Genomic DNA, 24,911 nt, shown 5'->3' on the forward strand with positions numbered 1-24,911 from the left:
TTGAGATCCCATCAGGGACCGGTTTAAATAACGTTTTCTGCTTCAGGGCGGAGAACAGGTTGTTCTGCCTGAGCTAACTGTGTTTGTGCTACCAGCACCAGTTCAATGATGTCGCGGGCATTACAGCCGCGCGATAAATCATGTACCGGTGCGTTTAATCCCTGAATCAGCGGGCCGAGAGCCCGGTAACCGCCAAGACGCTGGGCAATTTTGTAGCCGATATTACCGGCTTCCAGTGACGGAAAGACCATGACATTTGCGCGGCCTTTTAACTCACTGTTTGGCGCTTTTTTTGCAGCAACATCCGGAACAAACGCCGCATCAAACTGCAATTCGCCATCCACCTTTAACTGCGGTGCGCGTGCGTGGATCATTTCTACTGCCTGTTGCACCATTGCCACATTCGGGTGTTTGGCACTGCCTGCGGATGAAAACGATAACATTGCGACGCGCGCGGTTTCGCCGGTGATTGCGGTGAAGGTTTCAGCACTGCTCAGCGCGATATCCGCCAGTTGTGCTGAAGTGGGTTGAGGTACGACACTGCAATCTGCAAAACCGAGTACATTGCCTTCCGTTCCCGGCGGCAACATAATGAAAATTGAGGATAATGTTTTAACGCCCGGCTTCAGACCAATCACTTTCAGTCCGGCGCGCAGTACGGCAGCCGTTGACGAGATATTCCCCGCCACACACAGATCCGCTTTTCCGGCAGCAACCATTGCAGCGGCAAACCAGAGCGGCTGGCGCATAGCTTTATCCGCATCTTCCGGCGCTTTTTCGCCGAGACGTTCGGTTACCGCAGCAGCAAATTCAGCCCGCCATTCATCGGCATTGTCCGGGTCAATCGTGCTCAGTCCGTCCATAATGACACCCGTGCGCAGTGAGAAATCACGCAGTGCAAACGGGTTTGCCAGCAGAACCGGCTCAGCCAGACCATTTTGTTTCAGGTAACGCGCCGCGTGGATAACCCGCTCATCCAGTGCATCCGGCAGAACCACCCGTGGCGGGTTCTGTTTTGCCTGTTGACGACATCGTTCAATGAGCATGTGTTTCTCCTTTGGTCAGCGCCTGTTTCAGGGCTTGTGTGGTCATAAAGCCGCCTTCGCGGACCACCATCACCATCAGGACATAGACCGCACTTGAAAGGCGGTTGAGCGCCTGCATAATGTCCGGACGGATAACCTGAAAATAACAATCGATATAAATACGCGCGGCACTGACTTCTGTTTCACGGACTTTGGTCCGCAGCAGATTGAGTATTGCGGAATCACGCCCGTGGCTCACATCCGGAACAATATGGTCGTGACCCAGGTATTTCAGCGGGTTATGAGAGAGCTTATGCAGCTCATCCGCACTCAGGTCAGCAATACGCTGGTCGTCTAACGGCTCGTTCAGTGCATCGGCACGCATAATGTTGCCGAGAACAGAGCGGATATCTGCCAGCCAGCCTTTCAGCGGCGTTTGGGCAAATTCAGTCTGTAACCAGACCGCTTCTGCAATGGTTGCATCCAGCGCGGCACGGAATGCCAGACGCGGATCATTTTTTGCCACCATAGTGTGACCATTCAGATGCGTCAGGGTATCGGGCTTTTTCGCCACCGGCTGATGGCACAGCTCGCAGGCGGCAACATCCGCTTTATCTTTACTGGTTAATCCGTGTACCGCTTTCAGATCAGGAACCGCTGTTTCGGTTTTACCGGACGCATCCGGTTTTTCCACAAACAGACGACCTTGTTTATCCTGAAATTTCACCTGTAAACGACGGCCTTCGATCAACTCACGGGCAGACGGCGTCATACGGCTGTCCGCAGGCAGATGAATTTCACTGCCTTCACTCAGGGTAAAGTTGTCGCGCAGCCAGTCTTCAGTGATAAAGGTCATGGCGATACTCCTCAGCACTCCTGCCAGTTAGCCGGCCAGGCCACATAGAGGAAACGGACGGTGGAGGTTGTTCCGAACTCAATAGCAGAGCCTTTCGGAATAAACATCACGTCACCGGCTTTCGCTATCATGGTTTCGCCTTCATGGCGCACATGCAGCTCACCTTCCAGTACCAGATCCACTTCATCGTAATTGAGTGTCCACGGGAAGAAGCCTTTGTCCCACTGCATAAAACCGGCAGCCATGCTGCTGTTATCCTGCGCGGTGATTAAATCAGCAATCCCGACACGGTGCGGACCTGCGCCGTCAAAATTACCGAATTTTACCGAACTGCTGTCGACAACTTTAATGCCGCCTTTGCCGGTAACACTGCGGTAGCTCTGGGTATTCGGGGTATCGGTGTTTTCATCTGCGGCAGGTTTGAATGCCGCCACTTTTGCTTTGATCTGCGCCATGCGCTCCTGAACCACTTTATCAACCAACTGGGCGATCAGGGTTTCAGTCACATTACCGGCGGGCAGTTGTGCAATAATGCATTCGCGGATTTTCTGCCGCTCTGCGGATGAAATATTGGGTTCTGTTCCGGCGGTTGCTGCAACCGGTGCGGCTGTCGGCGCGGTATTTTGTGCCGTCGTCACTTCGCAGATGGCAAAACCCAATTGGTCAGCCACGACATGGGCTTCCGGGGTGATAATGCTATCTTTGAGCACAACTTCGAGACGGGTTTTGCCCGCTGCGTGTGCATCCCGGATGTCATTGGCCGTTATTAATTTCTTCATCGGATATTCCTCTTATTGGCTGTCGAGTGAGGCCAAAAACTGTTTCACTGGCAGAATGTCGTCAGGATTCAGGCTGTTGATAGCAAACATCGGTTCTTCAAAGCCGCGCGAGGCCAGAAGTTCACGGGTTGCCGGCACATCTGCATCGGCTGCATCAATTTTGCTGATCACGGCAAAACGGCGCATGTGAGAGTAGATGTCCAGTAATCCGGACGGAATACGGCACTCCGGATTGTTTGCTGCGTGGACGTAGATCAGAACATCACAGTCTGCCAGCGTATTAATCAATGCATGGTAGAGACGGGGATGGCTGAAATATTCACCCGGTGTATCAACACGACCTTCTTCATTGAATTCAATCGCCTGTGTTTTACGTGCGAGATCAAAATCACCCTGCAACGCATTGAATAATGTCGTTTTTCCGGCTCCCACATCACCCACAAACACAATTCGTTTCATTCAGACGGCATCCTTAACTGCACCCGGCTAGCTGCGGGTGATATCACAAATAGCGTATTTGAGGAGTTGGCTCAGCCCGCGTACAGTCTGAATCAGGGCTTCTTCTACCGCCCCGGTTGAGCCGTAAATCACCAGCGCACCGGTAAAACGGTCAAGAAAGCCGATTTCAACACCGGCGGCTTTGGTGGCAATATCACCGGCAATCATGGCGGTTTCGCCGGGTGTCAGCGTCATAATGCCGATGGCTTCGGCGCCGGGAACCCCGATTTTTTTAGCCAGATCCGGGCTGGGATGCGCAATCAGATGCGCCAGGGTTACCTGTTTACCGGGAACAAATTCCTGGATGATACGTTCCTTTTCCATCGCACTCTCCTCATAAGAATTAATTCAATCCTAGTCATACTCTTAAAAAGGGGATAACAAAAATCGGCAAGCACGCCTAAAAGTTGAAACAGATCACTAATTGACAGAAATGTTAATTTGTAACATGCAGAGATCATGGAGAGGAAATAGTGAGGTTTCATCATGACTGTATTGTGACAAAAAAGATAAATCGGCAGGAAATAACGGAAATACATATTATCAATTACATATAGATACGTAGTTTGGTGGGTTATTTATTTATTACTGAATACAATTACGTTTATGAACAGCAAATATTTATCGGATAGTGGATTGATCTGTTATTTTCCCTGTCACCGGGAAGTATCAGAATGTGAAGTATCTCCCAAATTGACACTTATCCCGGGGTTCCTCACTTGCGCGCACAATGCGACTCACGTAACTTACAATGAATTTGGTTTAAACCAAAAAAATAAATAATATGAAAAACACACAAACAGCAGCTGACCTTGCCAGAGAAAAATTAGAAATACTGCTCACTGACGGTGTAATTACACCCGGCGATAAATTACCTGCTGAGCGCCCGCTGACGGAACAACTCGGTGTTAACCGGATGTCACTGCGCCAGGCATTGCTGAGCATGGAAAGTGACGGGAAAATTTTCCGCAAAAACCGCAGTGGCTGGTTTGCCGCGCTTCCGCGATTTAATTACAACCCGAAATCACCCGCCAGTTTTAATCAGGCGGCGAGAGCACAGGGGCGGGAGCCATCATGGGAATACAGCGATAAATCACTGATAACCAACCCGCCTGCGGAAATAGCTGAAAAACTGGGGCTTGCGCCGGGAGAGCCGGTTTATTGCATCTGTGGCTGGGGCGCGCTCGACGGGCACAAAGTATTCTGGCACCAGACGTATATCAACCCGGCAGTCGGTCCCGGATTTACCGACAAACTGGATAATCACTCTTTTGCCGCTATCTGGGAAGAGGAATACCACATCACCACCACCACGGCACGCCTGGCATTTAAACCTGCCCGTATGCCTGAAGCGGCCAGTAAAGAAATCGGCTGCACCGCCAATTCGCCGGGGATCCGGGTCGAAAAATACCGCTGCGATTCTGCACATAATATTGTTCAGATAGATATCGAATACTGGCGCTTTGAATCTGTTAATTTTTTTGTTGAGCTTTGAGATAAGGAAATATACCCATGACATCAGATGAAGCCCGCCGGATTATTGAACGTGCAGATAATTTGCCACTGTATCTGCACGCGTATGCTTACCACCTGAATATGCGTTTTGAAAAACTGCTGCCAGGCGATCTTCTTGATATTGCACACGAGCATAATTTGCCGGGTGTCAAAATACATGTGCTGGATGGTGAAACACAATCGCTGTCCACCATGAATGACGAAAAACTGGCAGAGTTCGGCGAAAAAGCAACGCGTTATAATCTCGATATTAATATTGAAACCAGTGCGTCAGACAATAAAACCCTTGATGACGCTGTCAGAATTGCCCTGAAAACCGGCGCAAGTTCTGTCCGTTTCTATCCGCGTTATGAAGGTGCTCTTTCTGACGTGTTAAAAACCATTGCCGCCGACCTGTGTTATCTCAAAGAACATTATCAGCACAGCGGCCTGACATTTGTCCTCGAACAACATGAAGATTTAAAAAATCATGAATTGGTTGAGCTGATAAAAAAATGCCGGTTTCCCGCAGCTTACTCTGTTATTTGATTTCGGTAATATGATCAATGCCTGCGAATTGCCGATGGATGCGCTGTCTGCCATGCAGAGACACATCACTCAGGTGCATATCAAAGATGCGGTGATCCTGGAAGAAGGACAGGGTTTCGGTCATAAAGCCTGCCGTTCCGGCGAGGGAAATCTGCCGTTTAAAGAGATGCTACAGGCATTGATATGCCTGGGCGAAGAGCGTCCGCAGGTCATTTCTTACGGGCTGGAAGAAGAAGTTGATTATTACGCACCGGCATTCCGTTTTGCAGATGAAGTTGCCGACCCGTGGATCCCGTGGCGTCAGATGAGTGAAACACCGCTGCCGGAAAATGAAATCAGTGCCCGTTTAGCCCAGGAAAAAGAGGATGCCATTAATCAGATTCGTTATGTCCGTAAAATAATAAATGAAATTAAAGCAGAGGCCATTCTATACTCTAAATAATTCCGGATGCATGTAGGCGACAAGTGAAGATAGACGGGGAACATAGATAAACTATGTGACCTGGCGAGCTGAACGCAGTCAACACCCGAGCATCCTGAAGTATGACGAGTATAAAAAAATAAAAGAATAAAACAACTACCTGTTCTATACACAGCAAACTCTTAAAATAACAATTCACACTGGCTGAAAAAGTAAATTACTTTTCAGGCGGGAGGCACTATGCTTGATAAAAAAAAGATGGGCAATATTCAGCTTATTAGTTTTATGCGGCGGTACTATATATAAACTGCCTTCACTTAAAGATGCATTTTATATTCCGATGCAGGAATTCTTTCATCTGACCAATGGTCAGATAGGTAATGCGATGTCGGTAAACTCCGTCGTCACTACCATAGGTTTCTTTTTATCTATCTATTTTTCAGATAAATTGCCCCGCCGCCTGACAATTTCATTTTCATTAATAGCAACCGGGTTACTGGGTATTTACTTATCCACTATGCCGGGCTATTGGGGGATATTATTTGTCTGGGCATTATTTGGTGTTACCTGTGACATGCTCAACTGGCCGGTATTATTAAAATCCGTCAGTTTGCTGGGTAACAGCTCGCAACAAGGACGAATTTTTGGTTTCTTTGAAACCGGTCGCGGCGTTGTCGATACCATTGTGGCGTTTTCCGCACTGGCGGTATTTACCTGGTTCGGCAGTGGTTTACTGGGTTTTAAAATGGGGATTTTATTCTATTCCGGCATGGCTATTCTTGTTGGTGGCGTTATCTTCCTGTTCCTGAAAGATGACAAAACCGTTGTCACAAAAGAAATAACCAAAGAAGAAAGCACAGAGAAAAAGCCGGGCGTGGGCGCAGTATTAAAAGACGGTACAGTGTGGCTTATTGCCCTGAGTATTTTCTTTGTCTATGCCGTCTATTGCGGATTAACCTTTTTTATTCCGTTCCTGAGTAATATTTATGCACTGCCCATCGCGTTAGTCGGTATTTACGGTATTCTGAATCAATATTGCCTGAAAATGGTCGGCGGTCCTATCGGCGGGTTAATTGCTGATAAAATATTAAAATCACCAACCAAATACCTGTTCTATACCTTTATTCTCAGCGTCATTGTATTAGTCATCTTTATTTTCCTGCCGCATGAAAGTATGCCGGTTTATTTAGGCATGGTGTGTACGCTGGGCTTCGGAACCATCGTCTTCACGCAACGCGCTATCTTCTTTGCACCTATCGGTGAAGCCAATATTAAAGAGTCCAATACCGGCTCTGCCATGGCGCTGGGCAGCTTTATCGGCTACGCACCTGCCATGTTCTGCTTCAGTCTGTATGGTCATATTCTGGATATCTACCCGGGCATAACGGGCTATAAAATCGTCTTTGGTTTAATGGCATTATTTGCTTTCTGTGGTGCTTTTGCTTCCGGTATTTTAATTATTAATATTAAAAAGCGTAAGGCGCGGGCTGAATTAGCTGCACAGTAATAAATAACTTACGCTTTCGGATACCGGTTATGCCGTTGACTATTCAGCGGCATAACCGTAGCCACATCTACCACCTGAGAGGTATTGACAAAAAATAATCATATCTTTGTTTTACATTGGCTGAATTGATTAAGCTGCATTTGATATACATCAATGAGAAAAACCCTGATCGCCGTATTTTTAGCCTTAATCCATACAAAATATGAGGCTTAAATGAGCAACGTCAAGTTAGCGATAATCGGTAACGGCATGGTGGGGCATCGCTTTATTGAAGAACTGACCGATAAAGCCGGAAGCGGACATTTTGATATTACCGTTTTTTGTGAAGAGCCGCGCGTAGCCTATGACCGGGTGCATCTTTCCTCTTACTTTTCCCATCACACGGCGGAAGAGCTGTCCCTCGTTAAACCGGGGTTTTATGAAAAGCACACTATCACCGTACTGACCGGCGAGCGGGTAATCACCATTAACCGGCAGGAAAAAGTGCTGCACACCAATACCGGGCGCACCGTCCATTACGACAAATTAGTGATTGCCACCGGATCGTACCCGTGGATCCCGCCTATCAAAGGCAATGATACGCAGGACTGCTTTGTCTACCGGACGATAGAAGATCTCAATGCCATTGAAGCCTGCGCCCGCCGCAGCCGCAAAGGTGTGGTTATCGGCGGCGGATTATTAGGGCTGGAAGCCGCCGGAGCACTGAAAAACTTAGGTATTGAAACCCATGTAATCGAGTTTTCGCCGGTGTTAATGGCGGAGCAGCTTGATGCACTGGGTGGTGAGCAACTGAAACAAAAAATTGAGCGGATGGGTGTGACCGTTCACACCCATAAGAATACCGCAGAAATCACCCGTTCAGACAGCGGCAACAGCCGTAAGATTCTGCACTTTACTGACGGATCGTCGCTGGAAGCCGATTTTGTCGTATTTTCCACCGGGATCCGCCCAAGGGATAAGCTTGCCCGTCAGTGCGGGCTGGTTGTTGCCGAACGCGGCGGTCTGGTGATTAATGACCAGTGTCAGACTTCTGACCCGGATGTCTATGCCATCGGCGAATGTGCATCGTGGCACGGCAGAACCTACGGACTGGTGGCCCCGGGCTATAAAATGGCACAGGTCGCGGTTGATAGCCTGCTGGGCAGTGATAATCAGTTTACCGGCGCAGATATGAGTGCAAAACTGAAACTGCTGGGTGTGGATGTCGGCGGGATCGGGGACACACATGGCCACGAAGAAGGTTGCCACAGCTATATTTATCTGGATGAAGCTAATGAGGTGTATAAACGCCTTATTGTCAGTAAGGATAATAAATATCTGCTGGGAGCTGTGCTGGTAGGTGATACTGAAGATTACGGTACTTTACTGCAATTGGCACTGAACCGTATCGAACTTCCGGAAAATCCGGATACATTGATCTTACCGGCTCATGCAGGCAGTAAACCGGCTATTGGTGTTGAATCCCTGCCTGACAGTGCGCAGATTTGCTCCTGCTTTGATGTCACCAAAGGTGACATTATTCAGGCCATTCAAAACGGCTGCCAGACAGTCGCCGCTATCAAAGCACAAACCAAAGCCGGCACCGGCTGCGGTGGCTGTGTTCCGCTGATAACGCAGGTACTGAATGCCGAACTGACTAACCTGGGTATTGAGGTTAATCATCATCTTTGTGAACACTTTGCATATTCACGCCAGGAGCTGTATCACCTGATCCGCGTGGAAAAAATAAAGACCTTTGATGACCTGCTGAAAAAATACGGCGAAGGTTATGGGTGTGAAGTATGTAAACCAACCATCGGCTCTCTGCTGGCGTCCTGCTGGAATGATTATATCCTGCGGGATGATTTGGTTTCCCTCCAGGATACCAACGATAATTTCCTCGCCAACATACAAAAAGACGGCACATATTCCGTGATCCCCCGCTCACCGGGCGGAGAAATTACCCCGGCGGGTTTGCTTGCTGTCGGTACCATTGCACAGGAATACAATTTATACACCAAAATTACCGGCTCTCAGCGTCTGGCAATGTTTGGCGCACATAAACAGGATCTTCCGGCTATCTGGGAAAAACTGATTGCCGCCGGGTTTGAAACCGGGCATGCCTACGCCAAAGCACTGCGTATGGCAAAAACCTGTGTCGGGTCAACCTGGTGCCGCTTCGGTGTCGGGGACAGTACCGGGCTGGGTGTTGAACTGGAACACCGCTATAAAGGCATCCGCACACCGCATAAAATGAAATTCGGTATCTCCGGCTGCACCCGCGAATGCTCAGAAGCACAGGGAAAAGATATCGGGATTATTGCCACAGACAAAGGCTGGAATCTGTACGTCTGCGGTAACGGCGGTATGAAACCACGTCACGGCGATCTGCTGATGGCAGATCTCGATAAAGAGACACTGATAAATTATATCGACCGGTTTATGATGTTTTATATCCGTACCGCGGATAAACTGAACCGGACATCCACCTGGCTTGAAAGCCTGGAGGGCGGCATTGATTATCTGCGCGATGTGATTGTCAGCGACAAACTCGGGCTGAATACCCAACTGGAGCAGGAACTGACCCATCTGCGCAACAAAGTCATCTGCGAATGGCAGGAAACCGTGGATAATCCGCACGCACGTCAGCGCTTTAATCACTTTATTAACAGCCCGCTGCCGGACCCGGATGTACAAATAGTCAGTGAGCGCTTACAACATCGCCCGGCCCGTCCTGAAGAGCGGATAGCCGTAACACTTATCGGGGAGGAGTAATGATGAGCCACTGGATAACAGTATGTCAGATAAGTGATATCACGCCGGGAACCGGCGTTTGTGCACTGGTAAATGGAGAGCAGGTTGCGCTGTTCCGCCCTTACAATGACGACCAGATTTTTGCATTAAGCAATATTGACCCCTTTGCAAAAGCCAGTGTGTTGTCACGCGGGTTAATCGCAGAACATGACAATGAATTGTGGATTGTCAGCCCGCTGAAAAAACAGCACTTTCGCTTAACGGATGGTCTGTGTCTTGAGGATGCCGCCTATTCTGTTGCTCATTTTGCCGTACGGACAGAAGGTGGAGCGATCCGTATTCATACGGCACCACAGCAATAAAAAACACAAAAAGCGGTACGGATAATATGTATTACCGTACCGCACTTACAGTGGCGGCGTTTATAGCCTGTCAGTCCACAGAAACCACGACATTATCATAACGGCTGCGGTCTGCCTGTATTTCACTTTTATTACTGTCTGAAATACTATCCATATCACCAACAATACAAATATGCCGTGCCAGATAACGGGCATGACGGATATCGGCGTAAGCGGAGCCAAATCCCAGGGTACATATTATCAGCAGGAAATTACTCAGGATCAGAAATAAATAAGACAGATACGTCATATTACAGCGAAAGCGCAGATTGCCCAGAGTCATTGAATTAATAACATATGTCCAGCAGGACACCCGGAAATAGATACCGGCAGTCATCGCACCGCAAAAAAACAACAGATAGAACAGCGAAATTTTTATTATCACCATCGCGCGGAGATTTTCTGTCCACATTTCCTGCGGGATCATCATCAGAAAAGTCAGGTCACTCAGTTGTGAAAACCCGGCTGCCACAAACGGCGATAACAATAATACCGTGATCAGGCTTATCAGCATCAGCCGTTTATACGACAGGCTGAGTGAAAATGCAGTTTTGTTATATGAAAGATTATTAACCAGTAATTCACAAAGCTGTTTGCCCTGCACCGACCAGATAAGAAATAATCCGGTCAACGGTATGACACTGGTCGTCAGCATCAGGCTGAATACATCATCAACCGCCGGTCCGGTGGATACTTTTACATACCACTGCGAAAACATCACGCTGCACACCATTGTCACGACAAGCAGCAGAACCGGAAGAATTAATACCACCAAATAAAGGCGCATGTAATGACACTGGTAGGCGAAACGGTGTTCCCGGAAGGACGTATTACGTACATTAAAATGCCACAACCGGATCAGGGCGTAAGGCATCAGGATAATAACAACAAGCATCATCAGTAATCCCAATGTCGGAGATACCGATGTTAAAACCGGGATAAGCAGCAGCAATACGCCGGTAAGAATAAAACCGAATAAAATTTCTGTCGGTTTTGCATGATATTCAAAGCGGGTATGGTTAATTTCAGTGGCATTCATAAAATAACGCCGGCGACTGACCATCGCCCAGGGGAGGTAAATACCTAAAGTCAGTATGCAAAATATGATATTTTTCAGCCAGAGTGAGAAATAATCACCGGTCTTTCCGTGGAATATCACATTATTAATCGTTTGATCAGGCAGCAGTGATTTTTGTTTATTAAACGCGTCGGTACTCAGTGCAATATTATCGTCCATCCATGATATCCCATAAATTTATAGCGTAGCCCGATTATGACATTTAACTTAAGGTTGCACACTGTGCTATTTCGCAACAATAAAAAAAAACGCAAAAGGCGGAGGTCCTTTTGCGTTTCACTAACAACACATTTGTTTTACGGGCGGTACGGATAATATGTCTTACCGTACCGCTCTGACTGCATTATGTTGCGCTCTCAGTGGTCAGGCAGTGGTTGCCTGCGACACCGGAGGTTCAATAATAGTCTTTGGTTTACCACGGCAGCCTTCACCATAGTGCTCACCTTCCCAGCGACCAACCATTGCAGCACCAATCGCATTACTCATCACGTTAGTGGCTGAACGACCCATGTCGAGGAATGGATCCACACCCATCAGCAGTATCAGACCTGCTTCCGGTATGTTGAACTGGTTAAGTGTCGCCGCGATAACCACCAGAGATGCACGCGGTACACCCGCCATCCCTTTGGATGTCAGCATCAGAATCAGCAGCATGGTAATCTGCTCACCCATTGTTAAGGTGATATTACATGCCTGTGCGATAAAGATAACTGCAAATGAACAGTAAGCCATTGAACCGACAAGGTTAAAAGAGTAACCGATAGGCAGTACGAAGCTGGCAATTTTGTTGGAAACACCGAACTCTTCCAGTTTTTCCAGGGTTCCCGGGAATGCAGCTTCAGAACTTGATGTGGTGAATGCCAGCAGTGCCGGTTCAGTAATATTTTTAGTCAGACGGAAGATACAACGGCCAACAACCAGAGCAGCCAGACCAATCAGAATGAACCACAGCATCGCCAGTGTGAAGTAGAATTCACCCATGAAGATACCGGCACTGACCAGAACACCCAGACCACGTTCTGCGATCATGCCCGAAATCGCGGCAAATACAGTCAGCGGTGCAAACAGCATGACATAGCCGGTTAATTTCAGCATCAGGCTGACGAGGGATTCAAGTACATTCACAATCGGCAGGCCTTTATCACCGATAGCGGAGAGGCTGATACCCATAAAGATTGAGAACACAACGATTTGCAGAATTTCGTTACGCGCCATGGCGTCAACGATACTGGTCGGGATAGCATGAGCAATAAAGGTTTTGAACGAGAATGGAACAGGCTCAACCAGACCTTCAACTGCAACCGCAGTATCTGCCACAAAGTTAATACCGGCACCCGGTTGGAACAGGTTAACAATAACCAGCCCTAACAGGATTGAGATAAACGATGCACAGATAAATAAGAATAATGTTTTAGAGAAAACACGACCTAACGTTTTCGCATCACCCATTTTCGCAATACCAACAACCAGTGTTGATATAATCAATGGTGCGATAATCATTTTAATCAGTCTTAAGAAGATATCAGTAATAATTGAAATATCTTTTGCATAGACCTTATTAAACTCAGCAGTTGCCATTTCATTAAAGCTAAAGCCGACAATGATACCTACAATAAGACCAATGACTATCCAAGTGGTTAAACTCTTCGATTTCATAATAATTCCATTCTGTGTTGGGTCGCATTTATTCTCAACTCACTTAATATCCTCTGAAATTTTATTTCAGTTATTTTTACCCGGCCTTCCATGGCTTTCAATATTAAATAAATTTAGACAACCTACTGAGAAAAATGACGATTTCTGTTTCTGAAATCGATGTAGAGAGAGGGAGATAATCTCTTCTCTCACCACACCGAGTTGTCGTACTATAGAGATAATGGAGTATTGATATTAATTAAATATCAAATTCCAGTTTTAACAAAGGCGCATGTTGCTGAGCACCATAAACATCGGTATCGCCGACGGCACCAGAAACAATATGTCTCGGCATTACAATTTTCACAGCATTAGCCGGGTCAAACCAAACAATATTATCGATAAAGTCAGGTTTAACACAATATAAACCAGCCACGACTTCTTTATTAAACTGTTTTGAATTCTTTACCGCGGTATAAGTTGCTTTATCCTTGAATAAAATATCCATTACAATTTCATACGGGCCGGAGTTTTTAGAACGCACAACTTTTGCTAATTCTAAAATTGACTGTTTCATTTCGCCACTCCTTCTGGTGTCACATTCTCCATCCGGAATTTGAATTTAATGTCCGGTGTATATTCCATCAGGTGATAGATAGAGAACTCATATACTTTACCGGCACGAATATCCGATGGCGAGAATGGGAAGGCTAAGTTACCCGCTGTAGCGATACGACCGTCGTACCCGTAGTGCAGCATGGTGGAACGTGCCAGAGAACAAATACTGTCAGCCTGCTCCTGAGTCGGTGCGACAACATCTAACAGAATTCCCAGCTCATAACTCTTAGTCACGGTTTCCGGTTCTGCATCACCCATCACACCGTTTTTACCATACAGGTGGAAATTCATTTTCACACTGTCAGGGTCAATACTGAGGTTTTTCTCAACACTCTTACGCACTTCAACCAAAATCTTATCCATTCCGGCGATCATGATTGGATCATGTGTCCCCGCGATGGTGATGGTGCGATAACCAACCGGGCGTGCTGCTTCCAGTTTAACCGTGTACGGCGTTGCAACGTGGCGTGAACCGGTTACACGAACCTGGCCGTTACCCAGGTCTTCAAACTTACACTCTTTCAGATCCAGCACTCCGCCGGGACCCGGTAAAGTATAGGGATCTGATTTCTCATACAGGGTATGCGCCGCTGCAGAGGTATCAGTGAACTTACGGATTGGGTTGAACGCTTTCAGGGTAAAGCCGGTTTTGTCGATGATACCCATCGCACAGTCAGAACCGGAACCCGGTGTTGCTGCGATTGCCGCGCACTCCAGGATTTTACCGCAGTGCAGTGCCAGACCTTCGTCAAACCCTTTCATAATCGGCAGTGCCGCGAAACAGCAAGGGTCATAAGAACGACCGGCCAGAACAACCTGAGCACCCGCTGCCAGCGCTTCCTGGAACGGCTCGATACCCATTTGTGCAACGATATACGTACTTTCGTCGATAACTTCGTGGGTCAGTTCAGGCACGAAATGCAGTGGTGTGATTTTACCGGCATCCAGTGCTTCATGAACGGTTTTCTTATCAACATCAGCCGGGATAAGCGCCATAGAGAAAGACAGATTCTCTTCTTTCGCCAGCTCCAGGATGATTTCACGACACCATTCCAGATGCGGCTGCGCACCGGAACCACCCGCACTCCCGATAACAACCGGAATGTTGTTTTTCACACCGGCTTTCAGCATATAACGCAGGTCGCGTTTCACACCGGCACGGTCGGTAAAGGCTTTACCTGAACCGAGGTAGTGCGGACCCGGATCAGAAGACCCGGCGTCAACGGCGATAAGGTCCGGCGATTCTTCCATCGCCTTCATGAAACTCTCTTCGGGAAATCCGTACCCCAGAATGGCAGTGGGAGACAGAATTTTAAATGTCTCAGACATAATGTTTCCTTACCCTTTTGCTTTCAGTACAGCCAGTGTGCGGTTCATTTCGTTGTTAACGATATTCATACCTTCGTCGAAGCCCATACCCGGCTTGATCAGCATACGCATCGGACGTGTTGCGATAGCGATGTGAACACAGGTACGCGCACTGACGTCGGTTTCGTTACAGGTACCGCCCTGGTATGCTTCCATACCGTTCTTCTGGCAATACAGCACTGCGTCAGCGATATTATGAACTGAACCCAGGTCAGGGGTTTTAATCTGAACCATGTCACAGCATTTTGCATCTGTGAAATCAATGATGTCCTGGCAGGTGTTACACCATTCGTCAGCAACAATTTTGACTTTTGAACCGAGTTTTTTCAGGTGATCCATAATGCCTTTCATCAGGCGGATCTGGTCTGGTTTGTTACCTGCATCAATCGGACCTTCGATGTACAGTTCCAAATCACCGGCCTGCTCCTGCAGACTTGCGATATAATCCGCGCAACGGATTGGATCTTTGTCGAAAATGATACCGATAGTGCCGTAAACGTCGATGTGCAGAGAAGGTTTGTAGCTGTCTTCTGTGCGTAATTCAACGATACGCTCTGCCAGCCATGAAACGTATGCACGCAGTTTCTCACCCTGACGACCCAGTTTTTCATCTACGTTGTTGATAAGGCCATGTGGCAGCACATCAACGTGTTTGAGGATCATTTTGTCAACGGCGTTATAACGGTCATCACCGCTCTGACCAAACAGAGGAATCGGCTCAGCGACAACCGGCAGATGCCATTCGTCGCAGACAACTTCCGCTTTCACACGGTTAGTTGCTAATGCCGCAGCGTCCAGCAGTGCCTGGGACAGACCATAACGAATAGCCGTGTGCAGTTGTTTGCCTTCCACTTTCAGTTCATCGAAGAACTTGGCGTTAGCGCGGAATTCACTGATATCACGACCTTCCAGCAGTGGTTTGATATGTTTTTCCAGGAACGGAATAAAGTTTTCCGCCAGGAATAACGGGTCACGACCACCCGCACCGGAATACTGAACAGCGGCGCAGTCACCGATAGCCACAGAACCATTTTCGAGGACTAACTGAACTGATACGCACTCACCTGCCTGACGAATTGCAGTAAAGCCCGGCGTTACCGGCTTACCGGTATAAACGAAACCATCGTGACCTGCGCCGTCTTTAATTGCCTGCTGATCATCAAAATAGAAAGATGAGTTACCCGCCGTGAACAATGCATGTTTAATTTTCATTATGGTCTTCCTACCAATTTACTGTGAGATACTGCGTTAATGTCATCAATAATCATCTGGAATGAAGCTTCACGACCTTCAACACGGGCGCGTTCAGCAACGAAATCCTGGTGCATAGTCAGTACATCAGCCGGCAGAGGAACGGCACCTGCGTCGAACACACGGATTGCGCCGTTGTTGTCGCGGATAGGCAGCATTTTGCCGGAGTTACACATCGCCGGAGCGAACGGAATATCCAGTACGCCGGCTTCAAATGCGCGGACAGCACCGACTGCAATGTCACCGTTACCCAGCTCAAGCACTTTCTTCATGACAGCGTGAACTTCACGTTTAATCAGTTCCACTTCCAGATCCACGTCTTTACAAGGCGGGAATTTCTGGTCGCGCATCATGTTCAGCATCTGGTTGGAAGCACGCAGCCCCTGGCAGTTCGCTTCAGCAGTCGGGATACCGAATGCTTCATGCGGAGATTTGGTGATAACTTTAGTTGCACCGGACATACCGGCGACCGCCGCACCCCAGGAGATAACTGCCGCTGCGCGGGATTCATCTTCAGGGAAACCACCCATCCACTGATGGAATACGGTACTCAGTTCATAATCTTCGAAACCGTAAGAGCGGAAAAATTCGTGGGACAGTTCACGCAGAGAGCGGATTGCCGCGATATCCTGCACTAAGTTACCTACCTGACCGTAACCGACAGTGATAGATTTAACGCCCTGCTCCAGTGCAACCAGACCTTCGATAATCGCCACAGTGTGAGAAATAAATGGCGGGATCAGCGTACCGGTTAACGGACCGAATGGTTCGCGGTTGATACGGATACCATTTTCTTCATATAAACCAATTACGCGGTCGCAGTACTGCCAGTCACGGATAGATTTTTCCAGCGTGACGCGTTTTGCGTAAGGGATGTTATAAGAGATACCACCGCCTTCATAACTGGTGAAACCACTCGCCATGGAGATTTCGCACAGCAGACGGGCATCCGGTGTCCCGTGACGGATTTGCAGAGGCTTATCCAGGGATTCAGTAATATGACGACAAGCTGCCACACCGTGGTTTACCACCGGCAGACCGTTCAGTTTGGATGTACCGGCTTCAACAGATTTCTGGATACCGACAGCCGCTTCTTCGTAGCGGTTCAGACGGGTATATGCATCGATAGTTGTCGGCAGCAGGTCACACTCAACCTGTAATTTTTTCAGCAGCTCGATATGCTCTTCGATTAATGCCACACCGGCGCGCGGCTGGCTTAATGTGATGCCATCGCGATCTGCTTCAAATAATTTTTTCGCAAAGTTCTTATCAGCAGAGATAGTCGACTGATATTTCACGCCATCTTCGAAATTGGTTACATCTTTCCCTGTTACCCAGGTCTTTAAAACGTCTTTGCGCTCAGACATAAAGTCATCGATCGCAATTTTCTTATTTTTCAGTTCCATTTAATGGCTCCAATAATATCGCTATCTGGTCAAAATCTGTACGCCAGTCTGAGCTGCTGCTTTCGGATGCCGACAGGCGACATTGGCTAACAGAGGAAATAATCCTTGTGAATCCCGGTAATACTCAAATTCGTCCGGCAGCAAAATCTGGCGGCCTTTGTTATCGAATTTGCGGTACTTCATATACTGTTGAATGGCAAAATCATCCGTGCGTGATAACCAGCCGCCGGTGCCGATGACTTTACGAACGCGTGATAAATCACGTCCGATCTGTAAATCCACCGTTCCTGCACATGTTGTGACCTGTTGTTTGGTCCCTGCATGGCGCTCTGTACCGAGGGCGACGCAAATTCCGGCTAACAGATGGTCATAAACCCGTTCGTCGTCTGTCTGTGGCAAATAATCAGGATGCGCATTGATGTAATGGGTATACCGGTAAAACGCGTCCAGTTGCTCCGGATGGTTGACAAACTGTGCTTCTGCTAACCCACGGCCTGCTTCACCGGCGATGACTGCTGACACCCGCATACCGAGGTCACCTTCCACCGTCCGCTTCACTTTCGGCTCCGGAATACCGTGTAAAATAGTATCCGGCAGTAAACTGTTGTTGCAGGACGAATAGATATCCGTCGTTGCGCCACCCATATCCATCAGAACAAACTCTTCCCAGCCGGGAATGGTGTCACGGATTTGCTGCACTAATTCAAAGACAGAGAACGGTGTCGGACGAGGCTCTTCACCTGTCTGTTCAACAATGACGTCCAGTCCCTTGCCTTTAACAATCTTTTTAAGAAAAATGTCACAGATAGCTTTACGTGCATCGAACGGATTCGGGCTATCCAGACTGGGTAAAATGTTGTTTACGATAGTCAGATCTTTATGGCTGAGGATCTCAGCAACATCATCCTGAATATCGCGGTTACCCGCATAAATGATGGAGCAGTTCAGGTCAGATTCCGCCAGCATTCTGGCATTCTGTAATCCGTACCCGACATCGCCGCCATCCGTCCCGCCGGTAAAGAGAAAAATATCCGGAGGTGTCTGTTCGAGTGCGCGGATATCAGTCCGGTTAAGTTTATAAGCAAAGTGCTGTGATACTTTTGCACCCGCTGAGTGAGCGGTTACTTTCGCTGACTCCAGGGTTATAGTCGGAACCAGACCAAGTGCCGCTACCGCTAACCCGCCTTTTGCAGAAGAGGAATAGCTGATATCTATCTTTCCTGCTTCCAGTAAAGGACGTGCATCGGACACCTTGAGGATTTTATTCAGTACCGTAAAAAATCCGTCGGCCAGATGGTCAGTCGTCGTGGGGGTCAGGGCATAATTCTTTACATCAATATGATCATCACTGCCCACGTCGAACACGGCACCTTTCGTCCAGGTAGAACCGATATCTATAGAGACAGAGATCATTACGCGGTCATTCCTTCTTTTTTAGCTGACAGGCTTTTCTCGATATCTTTCTTCATGACATCGCAGACAAATTCCAGGTCAGTATTCGGGAAGAACACACGGTTAAAGCCCATTGCGGAGAATTTTTTTATCGATTTCAGCCGGTGCCTGTTTACCGATAACCAGGTTACCGCCGACATACAGCAGAATTTCGCCCAGACCACGTTCGATGCAACGGTCGCGCATCCCTAAACAGTCAACTTCACCGTGTCCGTAAATAGAAGAAACAACAATTGCCTGCGCACCGGTTTCAATGGCGGCATCAATATATTCGTCCTGGCTTACCATGACACCAAGATTGATCACGTTGAAATTGTGTTGCGCGAAAACGCGATCTAAAACTTTGTTACCGACGGCATGGCAATCGGCACCAATTACACCAATAACAATGGTAGGATTCTGCATGATATACCTCTAAATAGACTAAATGTTCGGAATTAAAGTCAATACAATTTTTATAAAATCCGTTTGGCGTTAATTAAGAAGATAACTAAGTACAAATTATGTATTCATTCCTATTTAATCCCTTAACTTTCCACTGATTCTAATGTGCAATTCAGGGGAATTAAAAACAATTGATATAAAGTAAGGATATCTTGCAAAAACGGAATGGTTTTTAGCAAGGTACAAAACAAGACGCAGATCACATTAAATTTATGATAAAAATCATATAGATACCATTAAAATAAACATATAAAAACTTTAATTAACAATTATTTAAATATAATGGATAATAAATCATTCTTGTTTTTGTGATCATCGTTATATTATTAGATTAAATAAAATCAACAATTAAATTTTAATATTTAAACTATATTTTGCAGTATATTTGATATGAATATATTTTGATACACATCACCTTAATAGTGTGACGCACATCTTATTTAATGATGAAACACCATTATTATGAAACATATAAAAAATAAATGATACGGAAAAGTAAATTAATTACTATTAATATGATAATGCCGTTGGTTTATTTTGGTTGTTTTACGCATTATAATTTTAAACTAAACCATTCAGCTCAAAAAATGGGGTAATAATATTATTCTTATCCATAAATAAAAGCCTGGTTTTATCAATATATACCGGGCATCTATACCCAACGTCATTCAAGATGCAGGAAGGCGGCAAGGGAAGATAGCCGGGGAGCATACATTAGTATGTGACCCGGCTGGATGAGCGCGGCCAACGAGCCTGCAGTTTGAATGAATAAGGGTATATGCTCATGGCGACAATCTTAAAGTATGTTTCAGCACGTACCCTGCTCTTCGGTAAACTGTGCCAGCAGATAGGAAAGGTAATCTGCCAGCAGGTCATCATCCTGTAATGATAAAAGCTGCTCCAGTGCGGTATCTGTGAAGAATTTTTGCCAGAACAGCCGCTTGGCATCACGGGAGGCATTTGTGGCTTTCACCTGCTCCCGTACACGGGCGGCAAGCTGTAGTTTCACCGGGGCGTCGAAGGGTATTGCCTGCATCACCCGGTGTTTCAGGAATTGGGTATATACGGGATTACCGCCGCAGGTCAGCGCTATCTGTACCGGCAGTACATCAATTGTCGCAGGAGAGATAAATGAGGCGGTTTCCGGCGAGTCAGTCACATTACAAAAGCAGCGGTGCGTATTTGCCAGAGCCAGTACCTGCTGATTAACCTCCGGTGAATCAGTGGCGGCAAATGCCAGCCAGCAGTCATCCGGCCACAATGTGCTGTCAAACGGCGCTTGCGTGCATGTCAGCTGCGGATGTTCCGCCAGTGCAGCAAAGTCACTGTGAAAATAGCGCGCAACCACAATGACATTAGCGCCCGCCTGTAACAGAGCCTGACATTTATGCAGGGCAACTTCTCCCCCGCCCACAACCAGACACGTTTTTCCCTGTAAGTCACAAAACAACGGATAGCGCAGCATAATGTTTTTTCTCCGGATTATTCGGTCAGAAAGTATTTTTCGCATCATATCCCGCCCGCGTCAGATGCGCAGCACTCCGCTGCTGACTTTGCGGTACAGCGCCGGAAACTGCCTTTTACATAGGCATTTATGAAAGACAGAGATAGTGCCCAATTTGAAAGAATTAAGACTTAAAAACAAAGATAAAAATGTATCCGCTAAATCATTCAGTCTGTGGCAAGGCGGCAAATGAAAAAAACTGGGGAGCATACATCAGTATGTGACCCAGTTTTTTGAATGCAGCCAACACCGCCACAGGCTGAAGGATGACGCGGATCGGGCTGATAACGGGCAAAACGAAAAGTCGCTGTGAATACATCCCTGTAAGCTCAGGCACGCCATCCATGGCGCGCATGCTTTTCGTTCCTCTGCCCGTTATCTGCCTTTTACATGGGCATTTATAAAAGGCAGAGATCGCGTTCAATTTGAAAGAATGAAGATTTCAGATTTTAAAAAGGTGAAATATATCCGCTAAATCATTCAGTTTGTGGCAAGGCGGCAAGTGAAAAAAACCGAGGAGAATACATCAGTATGTGACCCGGATTTCTGAGCGCAGCCAACGCAGTCACAGGCTGAAGGATGACGCGGATCGGGGAGCGCCAATTCAGCTTCGGTGGATAGGCTGATAACGGGCAAAACGAAAAGTCGCTGTAAATACATCCCTGTAAGCTCAGGCGCGCCATCCATGGCGCGCATGCTTTTCGTTTCCCTGCCCGTTATCTGCCTTTTATATACGCATTTATAAAAGACAGAGATAAAATTCAATTCGAAAGAATTAAGATTTAAAAAAAGGTGAAAGATATCCGCTAAATCATTCAGTCTGTGGCAAGGCGGCAAGTGAAGATAGCCGGGGAGCATACATCAGTATGTGACCCGGATAGCTGAGCGCAGCCAACGCAGCCACAGGCTGAAGGATGACGCGGATGACATGGGATTAGCGAACGCCGCCTGGCGTCATGCATACCTCATGCACTTGCGGATAAAATTTATCCAGCTGATGGCGTTGGATCCAGTCATAAATAAAATCTTTATCGTGCTGTGTATCATCGTAGATAAGCCCGATAACACTGCCGCTGTGTGCGACATTCAGCCCGTAAATTTTATTTTTCTCTGCCAGTTCAAACAGCCCGTTAAAACCGGGCTTGGGCAGAAGATCCTGGCTGGCTATCGCACTCAGTGTGGCAGCTTCCCCCAGACGTTGCGGGCTTTGCTGTTCACAGGCAATATTGAGGCACTTCCACGCCTGTTCCAGCTGAGTTTCACGGGCTAACAATGCCGCGCGGCGATCCCGCTTATGAAAATCCTCGGTCAGCACAATATCCGGGCTTTCCAGTAACAGTATTTTCAGGTCTGGTGCCCAGTCGAGAGAGATTTGTGTTCCGGCAGTCTGATGATCAAACAGAGTCAGGGAAGAGAAAAGCGTGCTGTCTGTCGGCTCGATATCCACACACAGTGCGGCCAGGGTTTCCGGTGATAATTCGTGTCCGTAAAACCGCGCCGTTGCCTGTGCGGTTGCCGCAATATCTGCGGTACTGCTCGCCAGCCCTTTGCCGACAGGGATTGTTGAGTCATATTCAATGCGCAGCATGCCGGTCGCTTCCGGAACAATATCCAGGTGCTTCAGTACCCGCTCCAGCATCTGGCGCATACGGGGGCGCTCCAGCCCCAGCGGTACATCTTCGGTGACAGATACATAGCTGAACCAGTTGATCGGGCAGGAAACCAGTTTCTCGCCCCCGAGGATCCACCCCTGTAATAATTCACCACAGGATGCCGGACAATGTGCCTCAGCCATGTTGGAATACCTGTTTTAATGCGCCGATAAGATGGCGGTTTTCCGCCTGACTGCGGACAGCGATGCGGTAATATGAGCCATCAAGCCCCGGATAATTCTGGCAGCGACGGATAAGCAGCTTATATTTAAGCAGCGCAGACTGTAATTCCACACCATTGAGGCAGCGGATAAAAATATAGTTTGCTGTCGGCTCGCGGATTTTCAGCAGCGGAAACTGCCGTAATTCCTGACACAAATACTCACGCTGTGAGGCAATCAGTTCCTGAGTTTTACGGATATACTCTTTATCATCCAGCAGAACTTCCCCGACCAGCGCCGCCAGTCCGTTAATCGTCCACGGCTCCCGCCATCCTTTCAGATTACTGATGACATGACTGTCACCACAAAGCAGATAACCCAGACGTAGCCCCGGAATGGCAAAAAATTTAGTCAGGGAGCGCAGCAGATACAGATAGCGGGTTTCCGGCAGACGTGCGGTCAGCGGTGAGCCTTCCGGCAGAAAATCAATAAAGGCTTCATCGACAATAAGATGGATATGGCGGGATTCACACAGAGAAACCAGTTTATGCAGCAATGCAATATCCGGCATCAGACCGGTCGGGTTATTCGGGGTGGCGATAAAAACACAATCCGGGCGGCGGGCTTCAATATCTGCCAGCAGGGAGTCATCCGGCTGGAAGTCATTATCTTCTGTCAGCGCGTGCTCAATGATGTCACAGCCCAAGTGTTCCAGTGCTCTGCGGTACTCGGCAAATCCGGGGGTTAATAATAGTGCGCTGTGCGGGTTCAGATGGCGCACCAGCGAGTAAATCAGTTCAGTTTCACCATTCCCGGCAATGACCTGCCCCAGCTCACATCCGGCACCTTTAGCCAGCGCGGCATGCAGGTAACGGTATTCAATATCAGGGTAGCGTTCAATAACAGATAAGTTGTCGCGGATAATCGCTTTAACCCTGTCGGGTGGTCCCAGCGGATTAATATTGGCACTAAAATCGAAGATTGATGCGGGTGAGATACCCAGATGCTCAGCCACTTCAACTACATTACCACCGTGTTCGCTCATAGCCTCCTCCAAATCTGAGGCTGCACGCAGTATCATCTGTGTACAGCCGGGTGCCCGTTTATTTTAAGGATAACACTATGACACTGCTTCCAGCGGGGGTTCCTGCGTAATATCAATTTGTGTGGCAGCAAATGACAGAACCTGATGCAGATTAACCACATCCCCGATTACAATCAGTGCCGGCGGATGCAATTTAAGGCGCGCGGCTTCGTCCGGTAATGTAGTCAGTGTGCCGGTAACCACCTGCTGACGCTGCTGGCTTGCATACATTACAACCGCCGCCGGGGTATCAGGTGATTTTCCGTTGTCGATTAATAACTGACTGATTTCTGCCAGGCGGGTCATTCCCATCAGAATAACCAGCGTGCCACTTAGTGCGGCCAGTGCCTGCCAGTTCTGAGGCTCATTCCCCTGACACATGTGTCCGGTAACTACGTGGAAGCTGGATGCGTGATCGCGGTGTGTGACCGGGATCCCCGCGTAAGCCAGCCCGCCGATAGAGGAACTGATCCCCGGGATGACTTCAAAATCCAGCCCTTTTTGTGCCAGTGATTCTGCTTCTTCACCGCCACGGCCAAATACATACGGATCCCCGCCTTTCAGACGGACAACATTTTTGCCTTCTGACGCATATTTTACCAGAATGTCGTTAATTTCATCCTGCGGAACCGGATGATGGTTCGGTGTTTTGCCGACATTAATAATTTTGCATCCGGACGGCGCGCAAGTGATCAACTCAGGATTGACAAGACGGTCATGCACTAATACTTCGGCATGGCGTATACAATGAAGTCCCTTAACGGTAATTAATGATGCATCTCCGGGTCCGGCTCCGACAAGCCATACTTTACCTTCGCTCATTTTATTGCCTTATCAATTAAAGTAATCAACAGAAAGAAACAACATCATTGTTATCATCATCATTTGCGTTAGTAATACTCACACCCTGACGACTATTAAAAATACGTCTTATTAATGATGTCTTAATAGATGAACAGCAGTATTAATTAATCATTACCGATATTCTTTGATCT

The 24,911-nt window shown here is 47.6% G+C and carries 21 protein-coding genes and 2 pseudogenes; 5 read left to right on the top strand and 18 right to left on the bottom strand.

From position 1 onward, the window contains the following. Positions 1–23: 23 nt before the first annotated feature. Genes pta through eutS form a run of 5 tightly spaced genes read right to left on the bottom strand, consistent with a single transcriptional unit; the run spans position 24 to position 3,482 of the window. Positions 24–1,046 (bottom strand): phosphate acetyltransferase, encoded by a 1,023-nt coding sequence (gene pta, locus AYY16_RS14655; RefSeq protein ID WP_067368106.1) that lies wholly within the window; start codon positions 1,044–1,046, stop codon positions 24–26. Next, on the bottom strand, positions 1,036–1,881 hold the full coding sequence (gene eutT, locus AYY16_RS14660) for an ethanolamine utilization cob(I)yrinic acid a,c-diamide adenosyltransferase EutT (RefSeq protein WP_067368109.1): 846 nt from the start codon (positions 1,879–1,881) through the stop codon (positions 1,036–1,038). Before eutT ends, pta begins: the two co-directional genes overlap by 11 nt. An 11-nt stretch (positions 1,882–1,892) precedes the next feature. Continuing rightward, complete coding sequence (eutQ, locus tag AYY16_RS14665; RefSeq protein ID WP_067368112.1) at positions 1,893–2,660, bottom strand: ethanolamine utilization acetate kinase EutQ; 768 nt, start codon at positions 2,658–2,660, stop codon at positions 1,893–1,895. A 12-nt stretch (positions 2,661–2,672) separates the two neighbouring features. Further along, positions 2,673–3,119: a EutP/PduV family microcompartment system protein gene (gene eutP / locus AYY16_RS14670; protein WP_067368115.1), complete on the bottom strand. Its 447-nt coding sequence runs from the start codon at positions 3,117–3,119 to the stop codon at positions 2,673–2,675. A 27-nt stretch (positions 3,120–3,146) separates the two neighbouring features. After that, positions 3,147–3,482, bottom strand: a complete 336-nt coding sequence (gene eutS / locus AYY16_RS14675) for an ethanolamine utilization microcompartment protein EutS (RefSeq protein ID WP_067368124.1) — start codon at positions 3,480–3,482, stop codon at positions 3,147–3,149. A 460-nt stretch (positions 3,483–3,942) separates the two neighbouring features. On the opposite strand from eutS, the gene AYY16_RS14680 reads away from it, so the two are divergent. The 5 genes and pseudogenes from AYY16_RS14680 to nirD all read left to right on the top strand — a co-directional run bounded on the left by AYY16_RS14680 (position 3,943) and on the right by nirD (position 10,224). Next, complete coding sequence (locus tag AYY16_RS14680) at positions 3,943–4,653, top strand: UTRA domain-containing protein (protein WP_067368127.1); 711 nt, start codon at positions 3,943–3,945, stop codon at positions 4,651–4,653. A 17-nt stretch (positions 4,654–4,670) separates the two neighbouring features. Then, positions 4,671–5,643: pseudogene (locus AYY16_RS14685) on the top strand (sugar phosphate isomerase/epimerase family protein). Between the two features lie 223 nt (positions 5,644–5,866). Further along, entirely contained in the window at positions 5,867–7,129 is a 1,263-nt protein-coding gene (locus tag AYY16_RS14690) for an MFS transporter (protein ID WP_067368130.1), read from the top strand. A gap of 213 nt (positions 7,130–7,342) precedes the next feature. Continuing rightward, positions 7,343–9,883: a nitrite reductase large subunit NirB gene (gene nirB, locus AYY16_RS14695; protein WP_067368132.1), complete on the top strand. Its 2,541-nt coding sequence runs from the start codon at positions 7,343–7,345 to the stop codon at positions 9,881–9,883. Positions 9,884–9,885: 2 nt separating this feature from the next. Next, positions 9,886–10,224: a nitrite reductase small subunit NirD gene (nirD, locus tag AYY16_RS14700; RefSeq protein WP_067368134.1), complete on the top strand. Its 339-nt coding sequence runs from the start codon at positions 9,886–9,888 to the stop codon at positions 10,222–10,224. Between the two features lie 70 nt (positions 10,225–10,294). Here the strand turns inward: nirD and AYY16_RS14705 are convergent, their stop codons facing one another. The 13 genes and pseudogenes from AYY16_RS14705 to cobA all read right to left on the bottom strand — a co-directional run bounded on the left by AYY16_RS14705 (position 10,295) and on the right by cobA (position 24,738). Beyond that, on the bottom strand, positions 10,295–11,500 hold the full coding sequence (locus AYY16_RS14705) for a YjgN family protein (RefSeq protein WP_067368137.1): 1,206 nt from the start codon (positions 11,498–11,500) through the stop codon (positions 10,295–10,297). A gap of 204 nt (positions 11,501–11,704) precedes the next feature. After that, positions 11,705–12,997: a dicarboxylate/amino acid:cation symporter gene (locus AYY16_RS14710; RefSeq protein ID WP_067368140.1), complete on the bottom strand. Its 1,293-nt coding sequence runs from the start codon at positions 12,995–12,997 to the stop codon at positions 11,705–11,707. Between the two features lie 238 nt (positions 12,998–13,235). Continuing rightward, complete coding sequence (locus AYY16_RS14715) at positions 13,236–13,553, bottom strand: DUF4387 domain-containing protein (protein WP_067368143.1); 318 nt, start codon at positions 13,551–13,553, stop codon at positions 13,236–13,238. Continuing rightward, the gene (locus AYY16_RS14720; RefSeq protein WP_067368146.1) at positions 13,550–14,923 is read right to left on the bottom strand and encodes an acyclic terpene utilization AtuA family protein; all 1,374 of its coding nucleotides are present in this window, start codon (positions 14,921–14,923) and stop codon (positions 13,550–13,552) included. The genes AYY16_RS14715 and AYY16_RS14720 overlap by 4 nt, the downstream gene beginning before the upstream one ends. A 9-nt stretch (positions 14,924–14,932) precedes the next feature. Beyond that, positions 14,933–16,174 (bottom strand): methylaspartate ammonia-lyase, encoded by a 1,242-nt coding sequence (locus tag AYY16_RS14725; RefSeq protein WP_067368149.1) that lies wholly within the window; start codon positions 16,172–16,174, stop codon positions 14,933–14,935. Continuing rightward, on the bottom strand, positions 16,174–17,619 hold the full coding sequence (locus AYY16_RS14730; protein ID WP_067368153.1) for a methylaspartate mutase subunit E: 1,446 nt from the start codon (positions 17,617–17,619) through the stop codon (positions 16,174–16,176). Before AYY16_RS14730 ends, AYY16_RS14725 begins: the two co-directional genes overlap by 1 nt. A gap of 21 nt (positions 17,620–17,640) precedes the next feature. Next, entirely contained in the window at positions 17,641–19,032 is a 1,392-nt protein-coding gene (glmL, locus tag AYY16_RS14735) for a methylaspartate mutase accessory protein GlmL (protein WP_067368155.1), read from the bottom strand. Continuing rightward, positions 19,032–19,476: pseudogene (gene glmS, locus AYY16_RS14740) on the bottom strand (methylaspartate mutase subunit S). Before glmS ends, glmL begins: the two are co-directional and overlap by 1 nt. An 847-nt stretch (positions 19,477–20,323) precedes the next feature. Then, a complete protein-coding gene (locus AYY16_RS14745; RefSeq protein WP_067368158.1) occupies positions 20,324–20,980 on the bottom strand; it encodes a precorrin-2 dehydrogenase/sirohydrochlorin ferrochelatase family protein in 657 nt (218 codons plus the stop codon). A gap of 202 nt (positions 20,981–21,182) precedes the next feature. Beyond that, the gene (locus AYY16_RS14750) at positions 21,183–21,374 is read right to left on the bottom strand and encodes a hypothetical protein (protein WP_067368160.1); all 192 of its coding nucleotides are present in this window, start codon (positions 21,372–21,374) and stop codon (positions 21,183–21,185) included. A gap of 579 nt (positions 21,375–21,953) precedes the next feature. Next, positions 21,954–22,814: a GHMP family kinase ATP-binding protein gene (locus AYY16_RS14755; RefSeq protein WP_067368164.1), complete on the bottom strand. Its 861-nt coding sequence runs from the start codon at positions 22,812–22,814 to the stop codon at positions 21,954–21,956. Continuing rightward, a complete protein-coding gene (cobD, locus tag AYY16_RS14760; RefSeq protein ID WP_263317264.1) occupies positions 22,807–23,913 on the bottom strand; it encodes a threonine-phosphate decarboxylase CobD in 1,107 nt (368 codons plus the stop codon). Before cobD ends, AYY16_RS14755 begins: the two co-directional genes overlap by 8 nt. 39 nt (positions 23,914–23,952) lie before the next feature. Continuing rightward, entirely contained in the window at positions 23,953–24,738 is a 786-nt protein-coding gene (cobA, locus tag AYY16_RS14765; protein ID WP_067368166.1) for a uroporphyrinogen-III C-methyltransferase, read from the bottom strand. Positions 24,739–24,911: the final 173 nt, after the last annotated feature.

This window comes from Morganella psychrotolerans (assembly GCF_001676155.1).
In the GTDB taxonomy this organism is placed as follows: Bacteria; Pseudomonadota; Gammaproteobacteria; order Enterobacterales; family Enterobacteriaceae; genus Morganella; species Morganella psychrotolerans.

What these genes read in the sequence shown, in the direction of transcription:
- eutS (WP_067368124.1), bottom strand. Translation starts at nt 3,482, where the DNA reads ATGGAAAAGGAACGTATCATCCAGGAATTTGTTCCCGGTAAACAGGTA.
- eutT (WP_067368109.1), bottom strand. Translation starts at nt 1,881, where the DNA reads ATGACCTTTATCACTGAAGACTGGCTGCGCGACAACTTTACCCTGAGT.
- AYY16_RS14745 (WP_067368158.1), bottom strand. Translation starts at nt 20,980, where the DNA reads ATGCTGCGCTATCCGTTGTTTTGTGACTTACAGGGAAAAACGTGTCTG.
- AYY16_RS14720 (WP_067368146.1), bottom strand. Translation starts at nt 14,923, where the DNA reads ATGTCTGAGACATTTAAAATTCTGTCTCCCACTGCCATTCTGGGGTAC.
- AYY16_RS14705 (WP_067368137.1), bottom strand. Translation starts at nt 11,500, where the DNA reads ATGGACGATAATATTGCACTGAGTACCGACGCGTTTAATAAACAAAAA.
- AYY16_RS14710 (WP_067368140.1), bottom strand. Translation starts at nt 12,997, where the DNA reads ATGAAATCGAAGAGTTTAACCACTTGGATAGTCATTGGTCTTATTGTA.
- AYY16_RS14755 (WP_067368164.1), bottom strand. Translation starts at nt 22,814, where the DNA reads ATGGCTGAGGCACATTGTCCGGCATCCTGTGGTGAATTATTACAGGGG.
- cobA (WP_067368166.1), bottom strand. Translation starts at nt 24,738, where the DNA reads ATGAGCGAAGGTAAAGTATGGCTTGTCGGAGCCGGACCCGGAGATGCA.
- eutQ (WP_067368112.1), bottom strand. Translation starts at nt 2,660, where the DNA reads ATGAAGAAATTAATAACGGCCAATGACATCCGGGATGCACACGCAGCG.
- AYY16_RS14750 (WP_067368160.1), bottom strand. Translation starts at nt 21,374, where the DNA reads ATGCGCGCCATGGATGGCGTGCCTGAGCTTACAGGGATGTATTCACAG.
- nirB (WP_067368132.1), top strand. Translation starts at nt 7,343, where the DNA reads ATGAGCAACGTCAAGTTAGCGATAATCGGTAACGGCATGGTGGGGCAT.
- AYY16_RS14725 (WP_067368149.1), bottom strand. Translation starts at nt 16,174, where the DNA reads ATGAAAATTAAACATGCATTGTTCACGGCGGGTAACTCATCTTTCTAT.
- AYY16_RS14730 (WP_067368153.1), bottom strand. Translation starts at nt 17,619, where the DNA reads ATGGAACTGAAAAATAAGAAAATTGCGATCGATGACTTTATGTCTGAG.
- cobD (WP_263317264.1), bottom strand. Translation starts at nt 23,913, where the DNA reads ATGATACTGCGTGCAGCCTCAGATTTGGAGGAGGCTATGAGCGAACAC.
- AYY16_RS14715 (WP_067368143.1), bottom strand. Translation starts at nt 13,553, where the DNA reads ATGAAACAGTCAATTTTAGAATTAGCAAAAGTTGTGCGTTCTAAAAAC.
- glmL (WP_067368155.1), bottom strand. Translation starts at nt 19,032, where the DNA reads ATGATCTCTGTCTCTATAGATATCGGTTCTACCTGGACGAAAGGTGCC.
- nirD (WP_067368134.1), top strand. Translation starts at nt 9,886, where the DNA reads ATGAGCCACTGGATAACAGTATGTCAGATAAGTGATATCACGCCGGGA.
- pta (WP_067368106.1), bottom strand. Translation starts at nt 1,046, where the DNA reads ATGCTCATTGAACGATGTCGTCAACAGGCAAAACAGAACCCGCCACGG.
- eutP (WP_067368115.1), bottom strand. Translation starts at nt 3,119, where the DNA reads ATGAAACGAATTGTGTTTGTGGGTGATGTGGGAGCCGGAAAAACGACA.
- AYY16_RS14680 (WP_067368127.1), top strand. Translation starts at nt 3,943, where the DNA reads ATGAAAAACACACAAACAGCAGCTGACCTTGCCAGAGAAAAATTAGAA.